General features: G+C 68.5%; 15 protein-coding genes. 5 read left to right on the forward strand and 10 right to left on the reverse strand.

What is annotated here, in order from left to right:
• Positions 1-29: 29 nt before the first annotated feature.
• The 7 genes from ACN20X_RS09800 to ACN20X_RS09830 form a co-directional block, all read right to left on the reverse strand.
• On the reverse strand, positions 30-788 hold the full coding sequence (locus tag ACN20X_RS09800; RefSeq protein ID WP_473210546.1) for an SDR family NAD(P)-dependent oxidoreductase: 759 nt from the start codon (positions 786-788) through the stop codon (positions 30-32).
• Positions 789-799: 11 nt separating this feature from the next.
• Positions 800-1,576: an SDR family NAD(P)-dependent oxidoreductase gene (locus ACN20X_RS09805; RefSeq protein WP_313283484.1), complete on the reverse strand. Its 777-nt coding sequence runs from the start codon at positions 1,574-1,576 to the stop codon at positions 800-802.
• A gap of 7 nt (positions 1,577-1,583) precedes the next feature.
• A complete protein-coding gene (locus ACN20X_RS09810) occupies positions 1,584-3,029 on the reverse strand; it encodes an MFS transporter (protein WP_473210547.1) in 1,446 nt (481 codons plus the stop codon).
• A gap of 28 nt (positions 3,030-3,057) precedes the next feature.
• Positions 3,058-3,933 (reverse strand): polysaccharide deacetylase family protein, encoded by an 876-nt coding sequence (locus tag ACN20X_RS09815; protein WP_016449802.1) that lies wholly within the window; start codon positions 3,931-3,933, stop codon positions 3,058-3,060.
• Between the two features lie 16 nt (positions 3,934-3,949).
• Positions 3,950-5,386, reverse strand: coding sequence for an amidase (locus ACN20X_RS09820; protein WP_473210548.1), 1,437 nt, complete (start codon positions 5,384-5,386; stop codon positions 3,950-3,952).
• Positions 5,387-5,523: 137 nt separating this feature from the next.
• Entirely contained in the window at positions 5,524-6,297 is a 774-nt protein-coding gene (locus ACN20X_RS09825) for a siderophore-interacting protein (protein ID WP_016452642.1), read from the reverse strand.
• Complete coding sequence (locus ACN20X_RS09830) at positions 6,290-7,498, reverse strand: arabinose transporter (RefSeq protein WP_473210549.1); 1,209 nt, start codon at positions 7,496-7,498, stop codon at positions 6,290-6,292. Before ACN20X_RS09830 ends, ACN20X_RS09825 begins: the two co-directional genes overlap by 8 nt.
• Before the next feature lie 60 nt (positions 7,499-7,558).
• On the opposite strand from ACN20X_RS09830, the gene ACN20X_RS09835 reads away from it, so the two are divergent.
• The gene (locus ACN20X_RS09835) at positions 7,559-8,218 is read left to right on the forward strand and encodes a TetR/AcrR family transcriptional regulator (protein WP_016449798.1); all 660 of its coding nucleotides are present in this window, start codon (positions 7,559-7,561) and stop codon (positions 8,216-8,218) included.
• A 31-nt stretch (positions 8,219-8,249) separates the two neighbouring features.
• Here ACN20X_RS09835 and ACN20X_RS09840 read toward each other — a convergent pair whose 3' ends face one another.
• Positions 8,250-8,798 (reverse strand): hypothetical protein, encoded by a 549-nt coding sequence (locus tag ACN20X_RS09840; protein ID WP_016452640.1) that lies wholly within the window; start codon positions 8,796-8,798, stop codon positions 8,250-8,252.
• A 158-nt stretch (positions 8,799-8,956) separates the two neighbouring features.
• Between ACN20X_RS09840 and ACN20X_RS09845 the strand changes: the two genes are divergently transcribed.
• Entirely contained in the window at positions 8,957-9,301 is a 345-nt protein-coding gene (locus tag ACN20X_RS09845; RefSeq protein WP_016452639.1) for a hypothetical protein, read from the forward strand.
• Positions 9,302-9,322: 21 nt separating this feature from the next.
• Entirely contained in the window at positions 9,323-9,850 is a 528-nt protein-coding gene (locus tag ACN20X_RS09850; protein ID WP_016452638.1) for a hypothetical protein, read from the forward strand.
• A 24-nt stretch (positions 9,851-9,874) separates the two neighbouring features.
• Here ACN20X_RS09850 and ACN20X_RS09855 read toward each other — a convergent pair whose 3' ends face one another.
• Positions 9,875-11,407, reverse strand: coding sequence for an ArnT family glycosyltransferase (locus ACN20X_RS09855; protein WP_223275280.1), 1,533 nt, complete (start codon positions 11,405-11,407; stop codon positions 9,875-9,877).
• Positions 11,408-11,598: 191 nt separating this feature from the next.
• A complete protein-coding gene (locus ACN20X_RS09860) occupies positions 11,599-12,516 on the reverse strand; it encodes a LysR substrate-binding domain-containing protein (RefSeq protein ID WP_016449796.1) in 918 nt (305 codons plus the stop codon).
• Between the two features lie 226 nt (positions 12,517-12,742).
• Between ACN20X_RS09860 and ACN20X_RS09865 the strand changes: the two genes are divergently transcribed.
• Positions 12,743-13,711 carry a Bug family tripartite tricarboxylate transporter substrate binding protein gene (locus tag ACN20X_RS09865; RefSeq protein WP_016452636.1) on the forward strand — a complete coding sequence of 323 codons (969 nt, stop codon included), beginning with the start codon at positions 12,743-12,745 and terminating at the stop codon, positions 13,709-13,711.
• A gap of 16 nt (positions 13,712-13,727) precedes the next feature.
• Positions 13,728-15,389, forward strand: a complete 1,662-nt coding sequence (locus ACN20X_RS09870; protein ID WP_473210550.1) for an FAD-dependent monooxygenase — start codon at positions 13,728-13,730, stop codon at positions 15,387-15,389.
• Positions 15,390-15,484: the final 95 nt, after the last annotated feature.

Genomic DNA, 15,484 nt, shown 5'->3' on the forward strand with positions numbered 1-15,484 from the left:
GCGCGAAGCGACTCAGGGGGTGCTTCTTTTCACGGCATGACATCGCCGGAATTGGGCCCCAGCGTCTGTCCCACATACAGATTGCCACCGGGATCGGAGGCCAGCAGCACCGCCGTGGGCGCCACCTCGTCGGCGCGGCCGAAGCGGCCCAGCGGCAGGCTGGCCTCCTTGGCGCGCTTCCATTCCGCGCTGATGCCGTCGACCAGCGGCGTGGCGATGGGGCCGGGGGCAATGGCGTTGACCAGGACATTGTCAGGTGCCACTTCCAGCGCCAGCGACTTGGTGAAGCCGATCACGCCGGCCTTGGCCGCCGCATAGTGGCTCAGTTCCACGCCGCCCTTGATGCCCAGCTGCGAGGCGATGTTGATGATGCGGCCCCAGCGCTGCGCCTGCATGTGCGGCACCGCGCGCCGCGCGCACAGGAAGACGCTGCGCAGGTCCACGCGCAGCATCTCGTCCCACATCGCGGTGGACATGTCGGCGCAGCGCGACTGGGTGAGCATGCCGGCGTTGTTGACCAGGATGTCGATGCCGCCGAAGGCCTGCACGCAGCGGTCGATGATGCGGTGGGCCGTGGACTCGTCGCCCACGTCGCCGATGACGGTCTCGGCCTGCGTGCCCAGCGCGCGGCAGCGCCAGGCCACGTCCTCGGCCCGCGCGGCATCGATGTCGGCCAGCAGCAGCCGCGCGCCGGCCTGCGCATAGGCCAGGGCGATGGCCTCGCCGATGCCGCTGCCGGCGCCTGTCACGACGGCGCGGCGGCCGTCCAGGGGCTTGGAGGTGTTCATGTCGGATGTCCTCAACTGGGCCAGCGCACGGTCAGGCCGCCGTCGGCAATGATGGATTGGCCGGTGATGTAGGAAGCCTCGTCGCTGGTCAGGAAGCGGATCAGGGCGGCGATTTCGCGGGCCTGCCCCACGCGTCCCAGCGGGATGCCCCTGGCCGCCTGCGCCAGGCCCTCCGGCCCCAGCGAGTTGACCGGGTCCAGCGATTGCGGCGTCTCGATCAGGCCGGGAATCACGGCATTGCAGCGTATGCCGCGCGGTGCCAGCTCCATGGCCACGGCGCGGCACAGCCCGGGCACGCCTGCCTTGGCGGCCGCATAGTGGGCATGCTGCTCCCAGCCGTAGACGCCGCCTGCAATGGAGGAGACGGCCACCATGGCCCCGCCTGCCGCCATGTGGCGCGCGCTGGCCCGGAAGGTGCGCATGACGCCGCCCAGGTCGATGTTGATGACCTCCTGCCACTGCGCATCGCTCATCTCTGCCAGGGCCGCCTGGCGCAGCAAACCTGCATTGGCGACGGCGAAGTCCAGCCGGCCGAAGCGGCCCACGGCGACGCGGGCCAGGTGCTCGACCTGCTCGGCATCGCCCACATCGACCGCCTCCATCACGCACCGCCCGCCCGCGCGCTCGACAAGGTCCCGGGTCTGGCCGGGATCGTGCGGGTCCTGCGGGTAGTAGCTGCCGGCCACGGCAACGCCGGCCTGCGCGTAGGCCACGGCCAGCGCCTGGCCGATGCCGCTGGCAGCGCCGGTGATGAGGGCGACCTTGTTCCTGTCGATCTGCGGGTGCATGGCGGCCTCACTTCACGGTCTCGGGATCGACATGGGGTGCCAGGAACATCAGCAGTCCCGAGGCTGCGCAGGGAATGGCTCCCCAGTACAGCGCCGCCTGTGCCCAGTCCGCCCCCTGCGACAGCGTCCAGGTCACGCCGAAGCCTGCCGCGATGGCGCCCACCTGGCCCATGGCGTTGACAAAGGAGCTGGCCGTGGCGCGGATGTGGCTGGGAAAGCTCTCGCCGATCAGGAAGAGGGCCGCTGCATAGGGGCCGATCAGGAAGAACAGCCCCAGCGAGTACAGCGGCACGATGCGCCAGAAGTCGCCCGAGGGCGCGTTCAGCATGAGCGCGAAGGCCAGGCCACCCAGCATCCAGCCTATGGCCACGGCGTTGCGCCGGCCTATGCGGTCACCGAGCCAGCCATGGAAGACATAGCCCAGGAAGCCCGCGAGATTGGAGATGATGAGCACCTGCAGCGCGCTGGAGAAATCCACGCCCTTGCCCGGCGTGCCACCGGCGCCGCCCAGCACCGAGGTGCCCAGCACCGCGAAGATCACGATGGCGAACCAGTTCAGGAAAAAGCCCAGGGCCAGCGACAGCGTGGGCCGCAGCGAGGCGCCCCGGAACATGGCCGACAGGCCGGTGTGCTGCGCTTGCTGCGGGTGGGCGCCATGGGCCTGGGCCAGGCGTGCGGCCTCTGCCTCGCGTCCGGCACGGCGCAGATCGGCAACGCGCCGCGCGGTCAGGAACTGGGGCGTTTCCACCAGCCGTCGGCCCAGCACGGCAATCACCAGGGCGGGGAACATGGCGAACACGAAGGACAGCACCCAGCCGCCGCCCTGGCCGAACCAGCGCTCGCCCAGCGGATACAGCAGGGCCACCAGCACGGCCGTGAGCACCGCGCCCACGGGCCAGCCGCCTTGCACCAGCGAGTAGATGAAGCCGCGCCGGCGCAGGGAGGCCGGGTCCGTGTAGACCAGGGAGAACAGCTCGCTCAGGTAGGTGGCGTTGATGCTTTGCTCTGCATAGCCCAGGCCCGCCAGCGAGCGCACCACGATCAGCAGCACGAAGCCCAGCCCCGCCGACAGCCCGATCACCCAGCCGGCCAGCGCCGTCAGGCCCGAGCACAGCGCGGCGCCCGCCACGGCGATGATGATGCCCTTGCGCCGGCCCAGCCGGTCGGCGATGGGGCCGATGCCGAAGGCCACGATCACCGTGCCCAGCGTCACCCAGGTGTTCAGCCGCGCCTGCTGCTCGGCGCTCCACTGGAAGTGCTCGCCCAGTTGCGGCAGCAGGGTGCCGAAGAGGATGAAGTCGTAGACGGCGAACACCCAGGCGAAAAAGCAGACCCAGGTGGCGTAGCTGACCTGCCTGCGCGTCACGGTGGGCGCGGTCCAGGGGGCATCGGTCCCGGCCGGGGCCGGATGGCCGGCGCCTGGGGCGTCGGAGGCAATGGCGGAGGTATTCATGGTGTCCTCGCTGAGGTGGGATGCGGCATCAACGCGGCTGGCGGCGCAGGAAGTCGTCGGCGATCTGGTCGCACGTCATGAAGCGCACGCCGTCGTGCGACTGGAAATGCTCGATCAGGCGCTCCAGCATCAGCAGCACCTGGGGGCGGCCGGAGACATCGGGGTGGATGGTGATGGGGAAGACCGCGTAGTCGTGCTCGCGGTAGACCCAGTCGAACTGGTCGCGCCACATCTGCTCTATGTCGCGCGGGTTGACGAAGCCGTGGCTGTTGGGCGACTTCTTGATGAACATCATGGGTGGCAGGTCGTCCAGGTACCAGTTGGCGGGGATCTCGACCAGCCGTGTCTCCTTTCCGCGCACCAGGGGCTTCATCCAGGTGTCGGGATGCTTGCTGTAGTCGATGCGGGTCCACTGGTCGCCCACGCGCACGTAGTACGGGTGGAAGTCGTTGTGCATCAGGCTGTGGTCGTACTTGATGCCTTTCTTGAGCAGCAGCTCGTTGGTGACGGGGCTGAACTCCCACCAGGGCGCCACATAGCCCGTGGGTGCGCGGCCGGCCAGCCGCGTGATGACCTCGATGCTGCGGTCGAGCACCGCTTCCTCCTGCTCGGGCGTCATGGCAATCGGGTTCTCGTGGCTGTAGCCGTGGATGCCGATCTCATGGCCCGCGTCCACCACGGCCTTCATCTGCTCGGGAAAGGTCTCGGCAGAGTGGCCCGGGATGAACCAGGTGGTCTTGAGGCCGTATTTGTCGAACAGCCTGAGCAGCCGCAGCGAGCCGACTTCGCCCGCGAACATGCCGCGCGAGATGTCGTCGGGCGAGTCCTCCCCGCCATACGAGCCGAGCCAGCCGCCGACGGCATCGACGTCCACGCCAAACGTGATCTGTATGTCCTTGCTCATTGCATGCACTCCTTTTTCACTGGGAACGGTTGAGGGAGGAAAGCGCCTGTTCGACGGCCAGGGCAATGCGCAGCAGCCGGTCGTCATCGCCCTGCGGGCGCATCAGCTGCAGGCCGATGGGAAGCCGTTCGGCGCTCGCGCCGGGGCCTTGCAGGCACAGGGCGCCGCAGGGCAGGGCCACGGCCGGCGCATCCAGGAAGCTGCCGGGCATGGTCAGGCGCAGCGTGGCGAGATTGGTCTGGGCAAACAGCGCGTCGTCTTCCAGCAGGGGCTGCAGCAGCGGCGCCGGATGGCCCACCGTGGGCAGCACCAAGGTGGCGCCGCCCAGCTCCTGCGCAAACAGCTCCATCAATGGCTGGCGCCGTGCCAGCAGTTGCAGGTAGCCGCCATGGTCCAGATGCCTTGCGGCCTCCAGCCGGCTGCGCACGCGCGGGTCCATGCGCGCGGCCTGCTCCGGGGCATCCAGGCGCTCGCGGTGCGTGGCCAATGCCTCATGCGCGCCCAGCCAGCCATGGCGCTGCGTCAGCGTCTGCACCGTGTCCAGGCTTTGCAGCCGGCGCCGCTGCACGCGGGCGCCCTGCCGCTGCAGCAGGGCCAGGCCGGCTGCAATCGCGTCGCGCACCTGCGCCTGCACGCGGTCGTCGTCCAGCAGGCCGGGGTCGATGACGAACACCTGTCCCTGCAGGCCTATGACAGGGCCTGGGACGGCAGGGCCTGCAGCGGCATCGCCGGCAGGCACGGTGCTGCGCAGCACCTGGTCCAGGGCCATGCAGTCGGCCACGCCCAGGGCCAGCGGCCCCAGCGTGTCCAGGGAAGGTGACAGCGCAAAGACGCCTTGCATGGGATAGCGCCCCCGGCTGGCACGAAAGCCCACCAGCCCGTTGAAGGCTGCGGGAATGCGCACCGAACCTGCCGTGTCCGTTCCCATGGCCAGCGGCCCGCAGCCCTGCACCACGGCCAGGGCCGCGCCGCTGGAGGAGCCGCCAGGCGCCCGTGCGCGCCCACCCAGGCGGGGATTGGCGGGGGTGCCGAAGCCGGGGTTCAGGCCCAGTCCCGAATAGGCGAACTCGCTGAGGTTGGTCTTGCCCAGGCAGACCATGCCGGCCGCCGCGGCCCGCGCCACCACGGGGGCATCGGCAGGGGCTGGCGGGGCAGAGCGAAGCAGGGCCGATGCCGCCGTGGTGGGCGTGCCACGCACATCGAACAGGTCCTTCCAGCTGATGGGCACGCCGTCCAGCGGCCCGAGCGGGCGGCCCGTACGCCAGCGCTGCGTGGATTGCCTGGCCTCTTCCAGCGCGCGCTCCGCCGTGATGCGCGTGAACACGGACGGGCTTTCACAGGCCGCTTGCAGGCAATGCTCGGTGGCTTGCGTGGGCGTCAGCGTGCCGGCGGCATAGGCTGCATGCAGTTCGCAAGCCGAGGCAGGCGCTGTCCGGAGGCCGCTGTTTTTCATTGAATTTGAATGTTGTTGTCAAAGTTCATTTTTGAATTCTAGTGAGCGCCTCCATCCCGTGTCCGGGTGATTACCCGGGGGATGAGGCGCTCTGTGTTGATCTGTGAAGGAGGCCGTTTTGTGCCGCTTGCGCCGCTCTAGCGGTCCTTGTGGTCCGCCTCGCCGCACTTCCAGTAGCCCTTGGCGCTCAGCTGGCCGGGTGCGATGCCACGGTCCAGGAAATGCCGCTTCAGCGCACGCATGGCGCCGGACTCGCCCGCCATCCACAGATAGCCGTTGCCCGGCGGCAGCGGCCGGTACATCAGCCGCTGGCACAGCCTCTGCCCAGGCTGGCCCGGCGCGGCGGTGATCCACTCGGTGCGCCAGCGGGCAGCGCTGTCCATGGGCTGGCATTCGCCGTCATCGGTGATTTCCACGTAGGCCTTCACCCGCGCGGAGGCTGGCAGGCGCGCCGCGATCGATTGCATGGCCGGCAGTGCCGAGCCATCGCCCGCCAGCATGAGCCAATCGGTGCCGGCCGGCGGAGCGAAGCCGCCGCTGCGCGGGCCGGCAATGGCCACCTGCTCGCCCACGCGGGCCTGGGCGGCCCAGCGGGAGGCGGGGCCGTCGCCGCCAGCGGAGGTGCTGTTCTCATGCTTGGCGTTGAACGCATCGCCATGCAGTACCAGGTCAATGTCCAGCGTGCCGGCCTGGCGGTCCACGCTGCGCAGTGTGTACGCCCGGCCCTCGCCCGTGGGCAGGAACAGCTTGACCCAGGCGGCGGGCGTATCCACGGCAGGCGCCCGCGAGAAGGCGGCGATCTGCTCGCCACCCAGCGTGATGCGGCGCATGCGCGGCGTGACGGATTGCACCTTCAACACGGTGCCCAGCGCGCGCTGCGTGCCGGCAGGCATGTGAATCGGCTCAGCCATGGGTGGCTCCCGGGGCTGCGTTCAAGCGCAGCAGCAAGGCCACGGCGATGGACAGCGCCACGCTCACGGCGGCGGCGAAATACACGTCTCCGACGCCCGTGACACTGGCCAGCAGCCCGGCGGCAGGGGCCGTCAGCCCCATCGACAGGTCGAAGAAGGCCACATAGGCGCCCATGGCCGCACCGCGCGCCTGGGCAGGCGCCCGGCGGACGGCCTCCACGCCGAAGGCCGGGAAGGCCAGCGAGTAGCCGAAGCCGGTGAGCGCGGCGCCTGCATAGGCCCATGGCGCATCGCCCCCGCCCCAGATCAGCAGCAGGCCGGCGGCTTCCAGCGGAATGCTGGCCAGTGCCACCCGCACGCCGCCCAGCTTGTCCGGCAGATGGCCGAAGAGCAGGCGCGCGCCGATGAAGGCCAGGCCGAAGGCCGTGAAGGCCAGCGAGGCCGCTCCCCAGCCCCGCGATGCGAACAGCAGCGCTGCAAAGGTCGTGATCACGCCAAAGCCCACGCTGGACAGGGCCAGCCCCAGGCCGGGAAGCCATACCGTGCCCAGCACCTTGTAGAACGGCGTGCGGCGCTGGGCCGCAGCCGGCGTGGCGCGCAGGCCCCAGACCATGGCCAGGGCGGCCAGCGGCAGCACGATGGTGGCCACGGCAATGCCGGAGAAGCCCCAGGCCGCCTGCACCGCCACGCCGGCCGGCGCGCCCGCCGCATAGGCGCCGTACATGGCAATGCCCACCCAGGCCATGACCTTGCCGGCGTTTTGCGGACCGATCATGCCCACGCCCCAGCTCAAGGCCCCGGTGATGATCAGGCTCTCGGCGCAGCCCAGCAGCACGCGGCCGGCGGCCAGCACCCAGACTGCGGCCTGTCCGCCCTCGAAGGCGCGGGACATCAGGTAGGCCACGCCCGAAGCGGCGGCCAGCAACATACCCAGCACCACGGCACGCCTGGCGCCGCGCGTGTCGGCCAGAGAGCCGGCCCAGGCCCGCGACAGCAGGGCCGCCGCGAACTGGCAGCCCATCACCGTGCCCACGCCCAGCGTGCCCAGTCCCAGGGTCTGGTTCAGGTGCAGGGGCAGCACGGGCATGGGCATGCCCAGGCAGAGAAAGCTGACGAAGACCGCCAGCGTCAGCGGCAGCAGCCGCGCGAATGCGTTCACCGGCGGCGACGCGGCCGCAGATGGCGAAATTCCGGAAGACATGTGCATTCCCTTTCAAATACGAGTAAAAACTCAGATCACATGTCCAGGAGAATATGAGCCATGGCTCGCATTGAAAACTCGCATTCGCAGGCGGCGCAGCGCCAGCCGCCCCAGCCCCGCAAGCAGCCACGGCAGGCGCGTTCCCTTGCCACGGTCGAGGCCATTCTGGAAGCTGCGGCTCGCGTTCTGGCCGAGCGCGGCTATGCCGCCACCAACACCAATCTGGTGGCCGAGCGCGCAGGTGTGAGCGTGGGTTCGCTCTACCAGTACTTTCCCAACAAGGACTCGCTGATCACGGCCTTGCACGAGCGCCACGCCGCGCAGATGTACGCGGCCATTGCCGCCGTGCTTGCGGCAGAGCGGCCGCAGGGCCTGCAAGGCCATGTGCAGGCCATGGTCCGGGCGCTGCTGGCGGCGCACCGGGTCGAGCCCGATCTGCACCGGGTGCTGGAAAAGGAATTCCCCTTCTTCGACGCGCCGCGCGAGCAAAGCGCGGCCGACGGCGGCATCTTCCGCCAGGTGCGCCAGCTCCTGGAGCTGCACCGCAGTCAGCTCGCCCACCGCGATCTGGACCTGGCCACCTGGATGCTGCTGCAGACCATGGAGTCCCTGGTGCATGCCGCCGTCATCGATCCGCCTGTCATGTTCACCCCCCAGGCCCTGGAGGATGGCATCGTGCAGGTGCTGATGGGGTATCTGCGAGCGCCTGCCCTGGGTTGAGGATGCAAGGAGCGGTTTGGCCGCCAGGTCCTCAGGGCGCGAAGACCTCTGGATCGTCGTGGCGCCATGCGCCTATGCAGCCGATGAGGCACACCACAAAGCTGGTGATGGAGCCAGCTTCGCCGGCATCCGCATACTCGGCCACGATGTTGACCTGCGGCTTGCGCCAGGCCAGCAGACGTCCGCCATGTCCCGGTCGCTCGATCCCATCTTCCATTTGCGGCGGCCCAAAAACCGCCACCAGCGCTTCAGGTGGGGATTGCATGCTCAGCCCCGAAGGCAGGCTGCCCGCAAATACGGCCCGGATTCTGCTGTCTGCCCCCGGCGCAAGAAAATGCACGGAGCCAATGAGCCAGACATCGCCATCCTCCCAGTCTCTCCCCGTCAGCCTGGAAAGTGCCCGGGGACGATAGACATCGATGCGCAGCGAGGACTTGGCGGACCAGATGATGTCGTCATCAAAATGGCTCGACGGCCTGGGCATTCGCTTGACACCCAGTGGGCCAAGCAGTTGGGCCACTTTGCCGGCGCCATAGGGCTGGCCCAGCATGTCGATGAGTTCTTCGCAGGGGGATTTCATGGGCACGGTGGTGGTTCTCAACAATGGGTGCAATCACGCAATGCCGACAGGCGCGGCCCGCAAGCAGCGTATTCTTTCTGCCCATCATTTCTCGAGCAAGGCAATGTGACATGAGGCCTGGATTTTTGCGTCACCATTACGCGGTCAGACGGCTTGGCATGCTGGCCCTGCTTGCCAGCTTTCCCATTCAATCCCTGTTCACACAGATCTGGTGCCATGCAGGTCTGACCCGTTTCTGGCTTGCCAATGCACTCGTGATGCTGGTGCCGCTGGGCATGCTGGCCTGGCCCAGTTCCTGGCCTTGCCTGGTTTCTGCGGCAACGGTGCTGATTTTCAGTCTGTGGGCCAATGCACAAGAATGCGCGCCCTATGCAGGCGGCGGTGCATCCATGGCCTATGTGGTGGTGTTTCTTTTTGGTTGGCCCATGGCCTTGATCGGTGGAATGGTCATTGGATATGTGACCGTGATTCAGCCAAGACAGCAGAAAATTAACAAGCCTTGATTTGAAACACATAGCGCACCCATGTCCAAGAAGCCCAAGAAGACTTACAGCGAATACTTGCTCGAACAGCATCCCGAGCTGCACGCGCTTTTTCCGTACTACGAATCCCTGGGTATGGCCGAGCCCGTGCTATGGGCTCTGAGCGAAAGCCGCGGAGAGCCCGCCGTGGCAATGGCGGCACTGGTTCACGGGTTGTGCAGCGAGGTATCGGCTGCCGGAGACAGCCGCCGGCTGGAGCAGTTGCACCAAGGAGATCTGAACGTCAACGAAGGCCCGTTGCTCAGCGATGCGCAGCAGGCGCTGGGCCACCTGCGCGCGTTGGGCATTGCCGACGACTTGCTGATGCCCCTGGTGCGAGCGGCACAGGTGCAGGCGGTCAACAACATCGCAGCCATGATCGACATGGGGCCGCAGATCTCCTGTCTGCCTTTGCCGCAAGGCAGGCAAGCGCACTGGCAGTTGTTCGATGTGGACGTCGAAGACGGCGAAGCCCCGGGCAAGGGTTTGAGCGGCTTTGCCATCGATGTGCGGCACGCGCTGGTTCGCTAGTGCCCGGCCCAGCCATCACCCTGTTCAGCTTTCGACGCAGTTGCCCGCATCCTCCTGCGGCGGGGTGACACGCCAGTAAAGGGAGGGAAAGCCTTCGCCCACCGGCTGGTGTCCGGGCGGCGGCGATGCCGCCAGCTGCAGATGCAGCACCCCGCAGGCATCCACCATGTGCTGGGAAATCCAGGGGCTGATGTCCATGCGGCCATCGATCAGCACCAGCGGCTTTTCGCGCAGCTTCAGGGCCAGGGCCTTGGCCTCGGCCGTGGGGCCTGAGATCACGCGGATGTCGCCTCCCAGTGCCTCGCGCGCGGGTTCGGCAAGCGCCTGGCTCAAGGCCTTTGAATCGAAGTTTCTCCAGTGCCGGCTGTTAAGCCGCAGTTCACTGCGCGCCGAGGTCATCTGGGCCACGAGCAGCAAGGCCAGTTGAAGCGCCACGAAGCACTTGATGGCGGTGGTGATCGATATGCGCGACGGCTGCAGCCTGGCACCGGCCAGCTCCATGGCGACGGGAACGGCCAGCAGCAGAAAGGGCGTGCCCCAGTGCAGCTGCAGCGACGAGCCCGCAAAGATGCCGATGGCGCAGGTCAGCACGATGGGCGTGAGGCCAAAGCACAGGATCAGCGCGCGCGATGCATCGGCTGTCCCGGGACGCTGCGGTGTGTCCTGCGGCGCAAGGCGGCTGCGGCGGTGCAATGCCATTACCAGTCCCAGCAGCACCCAGGCCAGCAATGCGCGGTTGAACAGCTGGTCGGCCAGCCAGTGCAAGGTATTGAGCAGTCTTGCGCCGCCGCCCAGGCTGGCGCCCAGCGAGGATTCGGTGGCATAGCGGATGGGGCCGAAGTCGTTCAGGAACAGCCAGTACAGGTGCGGCGAGATGATGGCCAGCGAAATGGCAGCGGCCAGGGCCAGGCCGATGACATGGACCCGCTCGCGCCAGGCGCCTGACGCCAGCCAGAACAGGAATACCGCCACGGCGGCCAGGATCATCTGGTACTTGGCCAGTGCGCCCAGGCCCAGGCAGCAGCCCAGGGCCGCCCACCAGTGCAGTTGCCTGCTGCCCACCGCACGCCACACCAGCAGGGCACTGGCCACGAAGAAGGGCATCAGCACCACTTCATGGTTGAAGAAGTGCAGCCGCTCGTTGTAGTAGGTGATGCACAGGGCCGCCAGCAGGGCCAGCGTGGCATGGCGGCTGCCGCGCAAGGTCTGCATCAGCTTCCAGAAGACAAACAGGCCGGCCAGCGTGAAAAGCGCGCCCGTCACATAGCTGGTGCGGGCAGACAGTCCGAACACATTGACCGGCACCGAGAACATCCAGGTCGGCAGCGGTGGATGCTTGTAGTAGCCCCACTCCAGGCTGTGCACCCAGGTCAGCTGCTCGAGGTTGTCCTTGGGTGCCGTGAGGCTGGAGCTGTCGATCTGCAGCAGCCAGACCACCGTAAAGAGAAGGAGGCCAATGAGGACCTTGATGTCCAGGGAAAGCGACGGTGCGGGCATGGCCAGCGGAGCGCTTCGCGTGATCGTGCTCGCTGCTTGTGAGGGGACGGGATGGGTCATAGGAAATGCCAGCGGCGATGACAAGTGCGCTGGCACAGGGGAAATTCCCAGGAAGGCGGTCGAACGGGAGCTTCAGCGTTGGCTACGGACTCTTGGCTTACGCGAGGCGCTATGAGTCCGGCAGAATATGTCTGCCTGGTCAATGCAATGTAAAGATTGTATGAAGATATTGTGGAGACGCCGGCCGCGGCTCAGGCGCCGGCCGGCTCGCCGAAGTCGTGGACTGCCGCGCGCAGCAGCAGCATCGACAGGCGTTCCGCGGCGGGCGTCAGAGGCAGCGCAGCACGCGTGACCTGCACGATGTCGGGTGCCATCAGGCTCTCGCGCACGGCAATGGGCTCCAGTACACCGTTGAAGAGGGGCGTATCGGCCCACTGGCGCGGCAAGAAGGCGAGGGCGTCGCTGCTGGCCAGCAGCGCCAGCAGGGCCATCAACGATTCGGCGACCGTCACCACGCGCGGGCTGCGCAGGCCGAGCGCGGAGAACTGCTCCTCGAATTCTTCCTCGCGGCGCTCGCGCAGGCCGGTGACGATCCAGTCCGCCTCCAGCAACGCCTGCAGGCTGCCCGCGGTGCGCAGCGGATGGCCGCGGCGGGCCAGCACGACACGCTCGTTGCGGTGAACCAGGGCCACCTGGTAGCTGGCGCTCAATTGCCTCTCGGGCCGGGGGCCCAGATAGAAGTCCAGCCGGCCGTCGCGCAGCGCCGGCTCGACGGCCGGGAACAGGCCTTCGACGAAACGCAGGTGCACATCCGGCCAGTCGCGCCGGAACTGGGCATAGGCGCGGGCCAGCAGCGACAGCACGGGGGCGCTGGACAGAGCGACGGCGACATGGCCCTGCATTTCGCCGCGCGCCTGGGCGGCCTCCTCGCTGCCGCGACGCAGTTCCTCGAGCGCGGCCTGCGCGCGCAGCAGGAATCGCTCGCCCGCCACGGTCAGCGATACCCCGCGCGCATGGCGCTGGAACAGCGCCACGCCGAGCTCGGCTTCCAGCTCGCGCACGCTGCGCGTCAGCGCCGGCTGGGTCAGGCCCAGGCTGCGGGCGGCGCTGCGCAGGCTGCGTGCCCGGGCAACGGCGACGAAATTGCGAAGGTGATGAAGTTTGGGCATCGGTCGGAGCGTGTTTATGCCCGTTTCCGAGCGCGCCAAAGCCAGGGGATTTCCCGCAGGGGCCGTGCACGCGGGCTCCGCCGCGCCTGAGCCGCTGCGGAACGCTCCAGTGATAACGACCATGCATCGCTGAGGCGTTTCTGCCCTCTGCCGCAGCCGGGCTGCCAGACCTAGCATGCCCTCCATAACGTCGGCGCAGCCCGGCGACCCATAGGAGACAAGCAGCATGAGCACGAGGAAATGGGCCGGCGCCTGTGCGCTGGCAACCCTGGCGGCGGGCTCCGTCGCCGCGCAGACGGCCGCCGGCGGAACGGTGCGCATCACCAGCGCCTTTCCCGCGGGCAGCGGCCCCGACGTGGTGGCCCGGCTGGTCGCCGACAAGCTCTCGGCGCAATGGAGGCAGCCGGTCGTCGTCGACCCCAGGCCGGGTGGGGCCGGCGTGGTGGCCATCAATGCGATGAAGAACGCGCCGCCCACGGGCAACGACCTGGTGGTGGTGGACGTAGGCCACTTGTCCATCAATCCGCTGGTCTTGCGCAAGCTGGCCTATGACCCGCAAAGCGAGCTGACGCCGGTGGCGCTGCTCTACAAGACCGCCTTCTTCGTCGTGGTCGGCGCGCAAAGCCCGTTCCACAGCCTGGCCGAACTGATGGCGGCGGCACGGCGCAGGCCCGGCATGACCTATGGCTCCAATGCGGTGGGCGGGCCGCTGCATCTGGGCGCGGCCCGGGCCGCGACCGCCATGGGTGTCGAAATGATGCATGTCCCCTACAAGGAGACTTCGCAGCTGTACGCCGCCGTGTCGACGGGCGAGGTGGACTGGGCTTACGGCAGCATTGCGACGTCCGGCCCCCTGCAGCAGGCCGGCAAGCTGCGCTTTCTTGCCGTGGCGGACAGCCAGCGTTCCCCGGCGCTGCCCGATGTGCCGACCGTGCAGGAGGCCGGTGGCCCGGCCGGCATCGATGCGCTGACCTGGGTTGCGCTCATGGCGCCCAAGGGCACGGCGCCGGCCGTCGCCGAGCGCATCAACGAGGCGGTGAACCGGGCCCTGTCCGCGCCTGACGTCAGGGATCGCCTGGCCGGTTTTGGCTTCTTCACCAGCATCGGCCCCGCAAGGCAGGTTGCCGACCTCATGCAGGCCGACCGCGAGCGCTATGCCCAAGTGCTGCGCCGCGTCAAGGTGACCGTCGATTGAGCCCCGGGGAGACGCCATGAAGACCGAAGTTGCGATCATCGGAGGAGGGCCTGCGGGGCTGATGCTGGCCATCGAGCTGGGCTGCAGGGACATACCGTGCGTGCTGATCGAGGAGCGCAGCGGGCCGCCGACGCTGCCCAAGGCCAATGCCACCTCGTCCCGGACCATGGAGCATTACCGCCGCCGGGGCTTTGCCGACCAGGTACGCAGGCTGGGCCTGCCGCCCTCGCACCCCCAGGACATCGTCTATTGCACGCGGCTCACGGGGCCCGAGCTGGCGCGCTTTCGCATTCCCTCGGCCGAGGAGGCCGCCTCGGGCACGGCCTATGGCGACTACGGGGAACAGGCCTGGCCCACGCCCGAGCTGCCGCATCGGGCGCAGCAGATGTTCATCGAGCCCGTGCTCAGGGCGCAGGCCGAACGCCATGCCAGCGCCGTGCTGCGTTTTGGCCTGAGGGCCGAGGCGGTGCAGGACACCGGTTGCGCAGTCCAGATCGAATGCCGCGAGCCGGACACGGGCCGTACCGAGTTGCTGCAGGCCGCCTATGTGGTCGGCTGCGACGGGCCGCGCAGCCTGGTCCGCCAGGCCATGGGCGTCGTCTACGCAGGCCATGGCAGCGAGCGGCGGGACTTCCTGGGCGGCCCGATGATGTCCATCTACTTCCGGGCCCCCGGTCTGTATGGGCTGATCGGCAAGCCCAGGGCCTGGCAGTACTGGGCCGTCGGTCCCGGGCAGCGCGGCCTGCTGTGCGCCATCGACGGCGTGGACCGGTTCGTGCTGATCGTGCAGCTGCCCCAAGGCACCCAGCCTGCCGATTTCCATCCGCAGCAGGCGCTGCAGGCCGTCGTCGGCCGGCCTTTTGCGCACGAGCTGATCGCGCTGACCCCCTGGAACGCGGGCTATGCCCTGGTGGCCGAGCGCCTGCGGCACGGCAGGATGTTCATCGCCGGCGATGCGGCGCACCTGTTCACGCCCACGGGCGGCATGGGCTACAACACCAGCGTGGACGACGTCGTGAACCTGGGCTGGAAGCTGGCGGCGGCCATCCAGGGGGCGGCCGGCCCGGCGCTGCTGGACAGCTATGAGGCCGAGCGGCGGCCGATCGCCCAGCGCAACACCAGTTTTGCACGCAGCATGGCCGACAGCATCGGATGCCTGCCGGTCACGGCTGCAGTGGAGCAGGAGGGGCCCGCGGGCGACAGCGCCCGCCATGCGCTCGGGCAGGCACTTTCGGAGCATGTGGCACGCGAGTTCAACATCCCGGGGCTGCAACTGGGCCTGCGCTATGCCGACAGCCCCGTCGTCGCCCGGGAGTTGGCCGAGCCCCCGCCGGACGAGCCCAACCGCTACCTGCCTGGAGGTTATCCCGGCACGCGCGCTCCGCATGTGGCAACGGGGCCGGACCGGTCCCTGCTCGATGACTTCGGACGCGATTTCACACTGCTTGCATTCGGCCCGGACGGGCTGGAGCCCTGGAGGCAGGCTGCTGCGCAATACGGCATCCGGCTGGATGTGGTGAGGAGCGAAGACGGGCAGACGCGTGCGCTGTATGGCGCCGACCGCATCCTGATCCGCCCGGACCACCACATCGCCTGGCGCGGCGACGGTGCGGCGCCGCCGACCGAGGTCCTGGCGCTGGCGCTGGGCCATCGCACCCCGCCGGTGGGGCCCGGCTAGCCCCGGCCCATCCGGCCGCCTGCCCCCCGGGCCGTCCGGCCTTTCGCGTTCCTGACCCTGGCCAGTCCGGCCGGGGGACGCCGGCCTGCGCCTGA

Source organism: Delftia sp. PX-1 (genome assembly GCF_055797465.1).

Excerpts from the sequence above, each read along its gene's own strand:
- ACN20X_RS09865 (WP_016452636.1), top strand. The coding sequence starts at position 12,743 with ATGAGCACGAGGAAATGGGCCGGCGCCTGTGCGCTGGCAACCCTGGCG.
- ACN20X_RS09850 (WP_016452638.1), top strand. The coding sequence starts at position 9,323 with ATGTCCAAGAAGCCCAAGAAGACTTACAGCGAATACTTGCTCGAACAG.
- ACN20X_RS09855 (WP_223275280.1), bottom strand. The coding sequence starts at position 11,407 with ATGACCCATCCCGTCCCCTCACAAGCAGCGAGCACGATCACGCGAAGC.
- ACN20X_RS09845 (WP_016452639.1), top strand. The coding sequence starts at position 8,957 with ATGCTGGCCCTGCTTGCCAGCTTTCCCATTCAATCCCTGTTCACACAG.
- ACN20X_RS09800 (WP_473210546.1), bottom strand. The coding sequence starts at position 788 with ATGAACACCTCCAAGCCCCTGGACGGCCGCCGCGCCGTCGTGACAGGC.
- ACN20X_RS09805 (WP_313283484.1), bottom strand. The coding sequence starts at position 1,576 with ATGCACCCGCAGATCGACAGGAACAAGGTCGCCCTCATCACCGGCGCT.
- ACN20X_RS09810 (WP_473210547.1), bottom strand. The coding sequence starts at position 3,029 with ATGAATACCTCCGCCATTGCCTCCGACGCCCCAGGCGCCGGCCATCCG.
- ACN20X_RS09825 (WP_016452642.1), bottom strand. The coding sequence starts at position 6,297 with ATGGCTGAGCCGATTCACATGCCTGCCGGCACGCAGCGCGCGCTGGGC.
- ACN20X_RS09870 (WP_473210550.1), top strand. The coding sequence starts at position 13,728 with ATGAAGACCGAAGTTGCGATCATCGGAGGAGGGCCTGCGGGGCTGATG.
- ACN20X_RS09840 (WP_016452640.1), bottom strand. The coding sequence starts at position 8,798 with ATGAAATCCCCCTGCGAAGAACTCATCGACATGCTGGGCCAGCCCTAT.
- ACN20X_RS09820 (WP_473210548.1), bottom strand. The coding sequence starts at position 5,386 with ATGAAAAACAGCGGCCTCCGGACAGCGCCTGCCTCGGCTTGCGAACTG.
- ACN20X_RS09835 (WP_016449798.1), top strand. The coding sequence starts at position 7,559 with ATGGCTCGCATTGAAAACTCGCATTCGCAGGCGGCGCAGCGCCAGCCG.
- ACN20X_RS09815 (WP_016449802.1), bottom strand. The coding sequence starts at position 3,933 with ATGAGCAAGGACATACAGATCACGTTTGGCGTGGACGTCGATGCCGTC.
- ACN20X_RS09860 (WP_016449796.1), bottom strand. The coding sequence starts at position 12,516 with ATGCCCAAACTTCATCACCTTCGCAATTTCGTCGCCGTTGCCCGGGCA.
- ACN20X_RS09830 (WP_473210549.1), bottom strand. The coding sequence starts at position 7,498 with ATGTCTTCCGGAATTTCGCCATCTGCGGCCGCGTCGCCGCCGGTGAAC.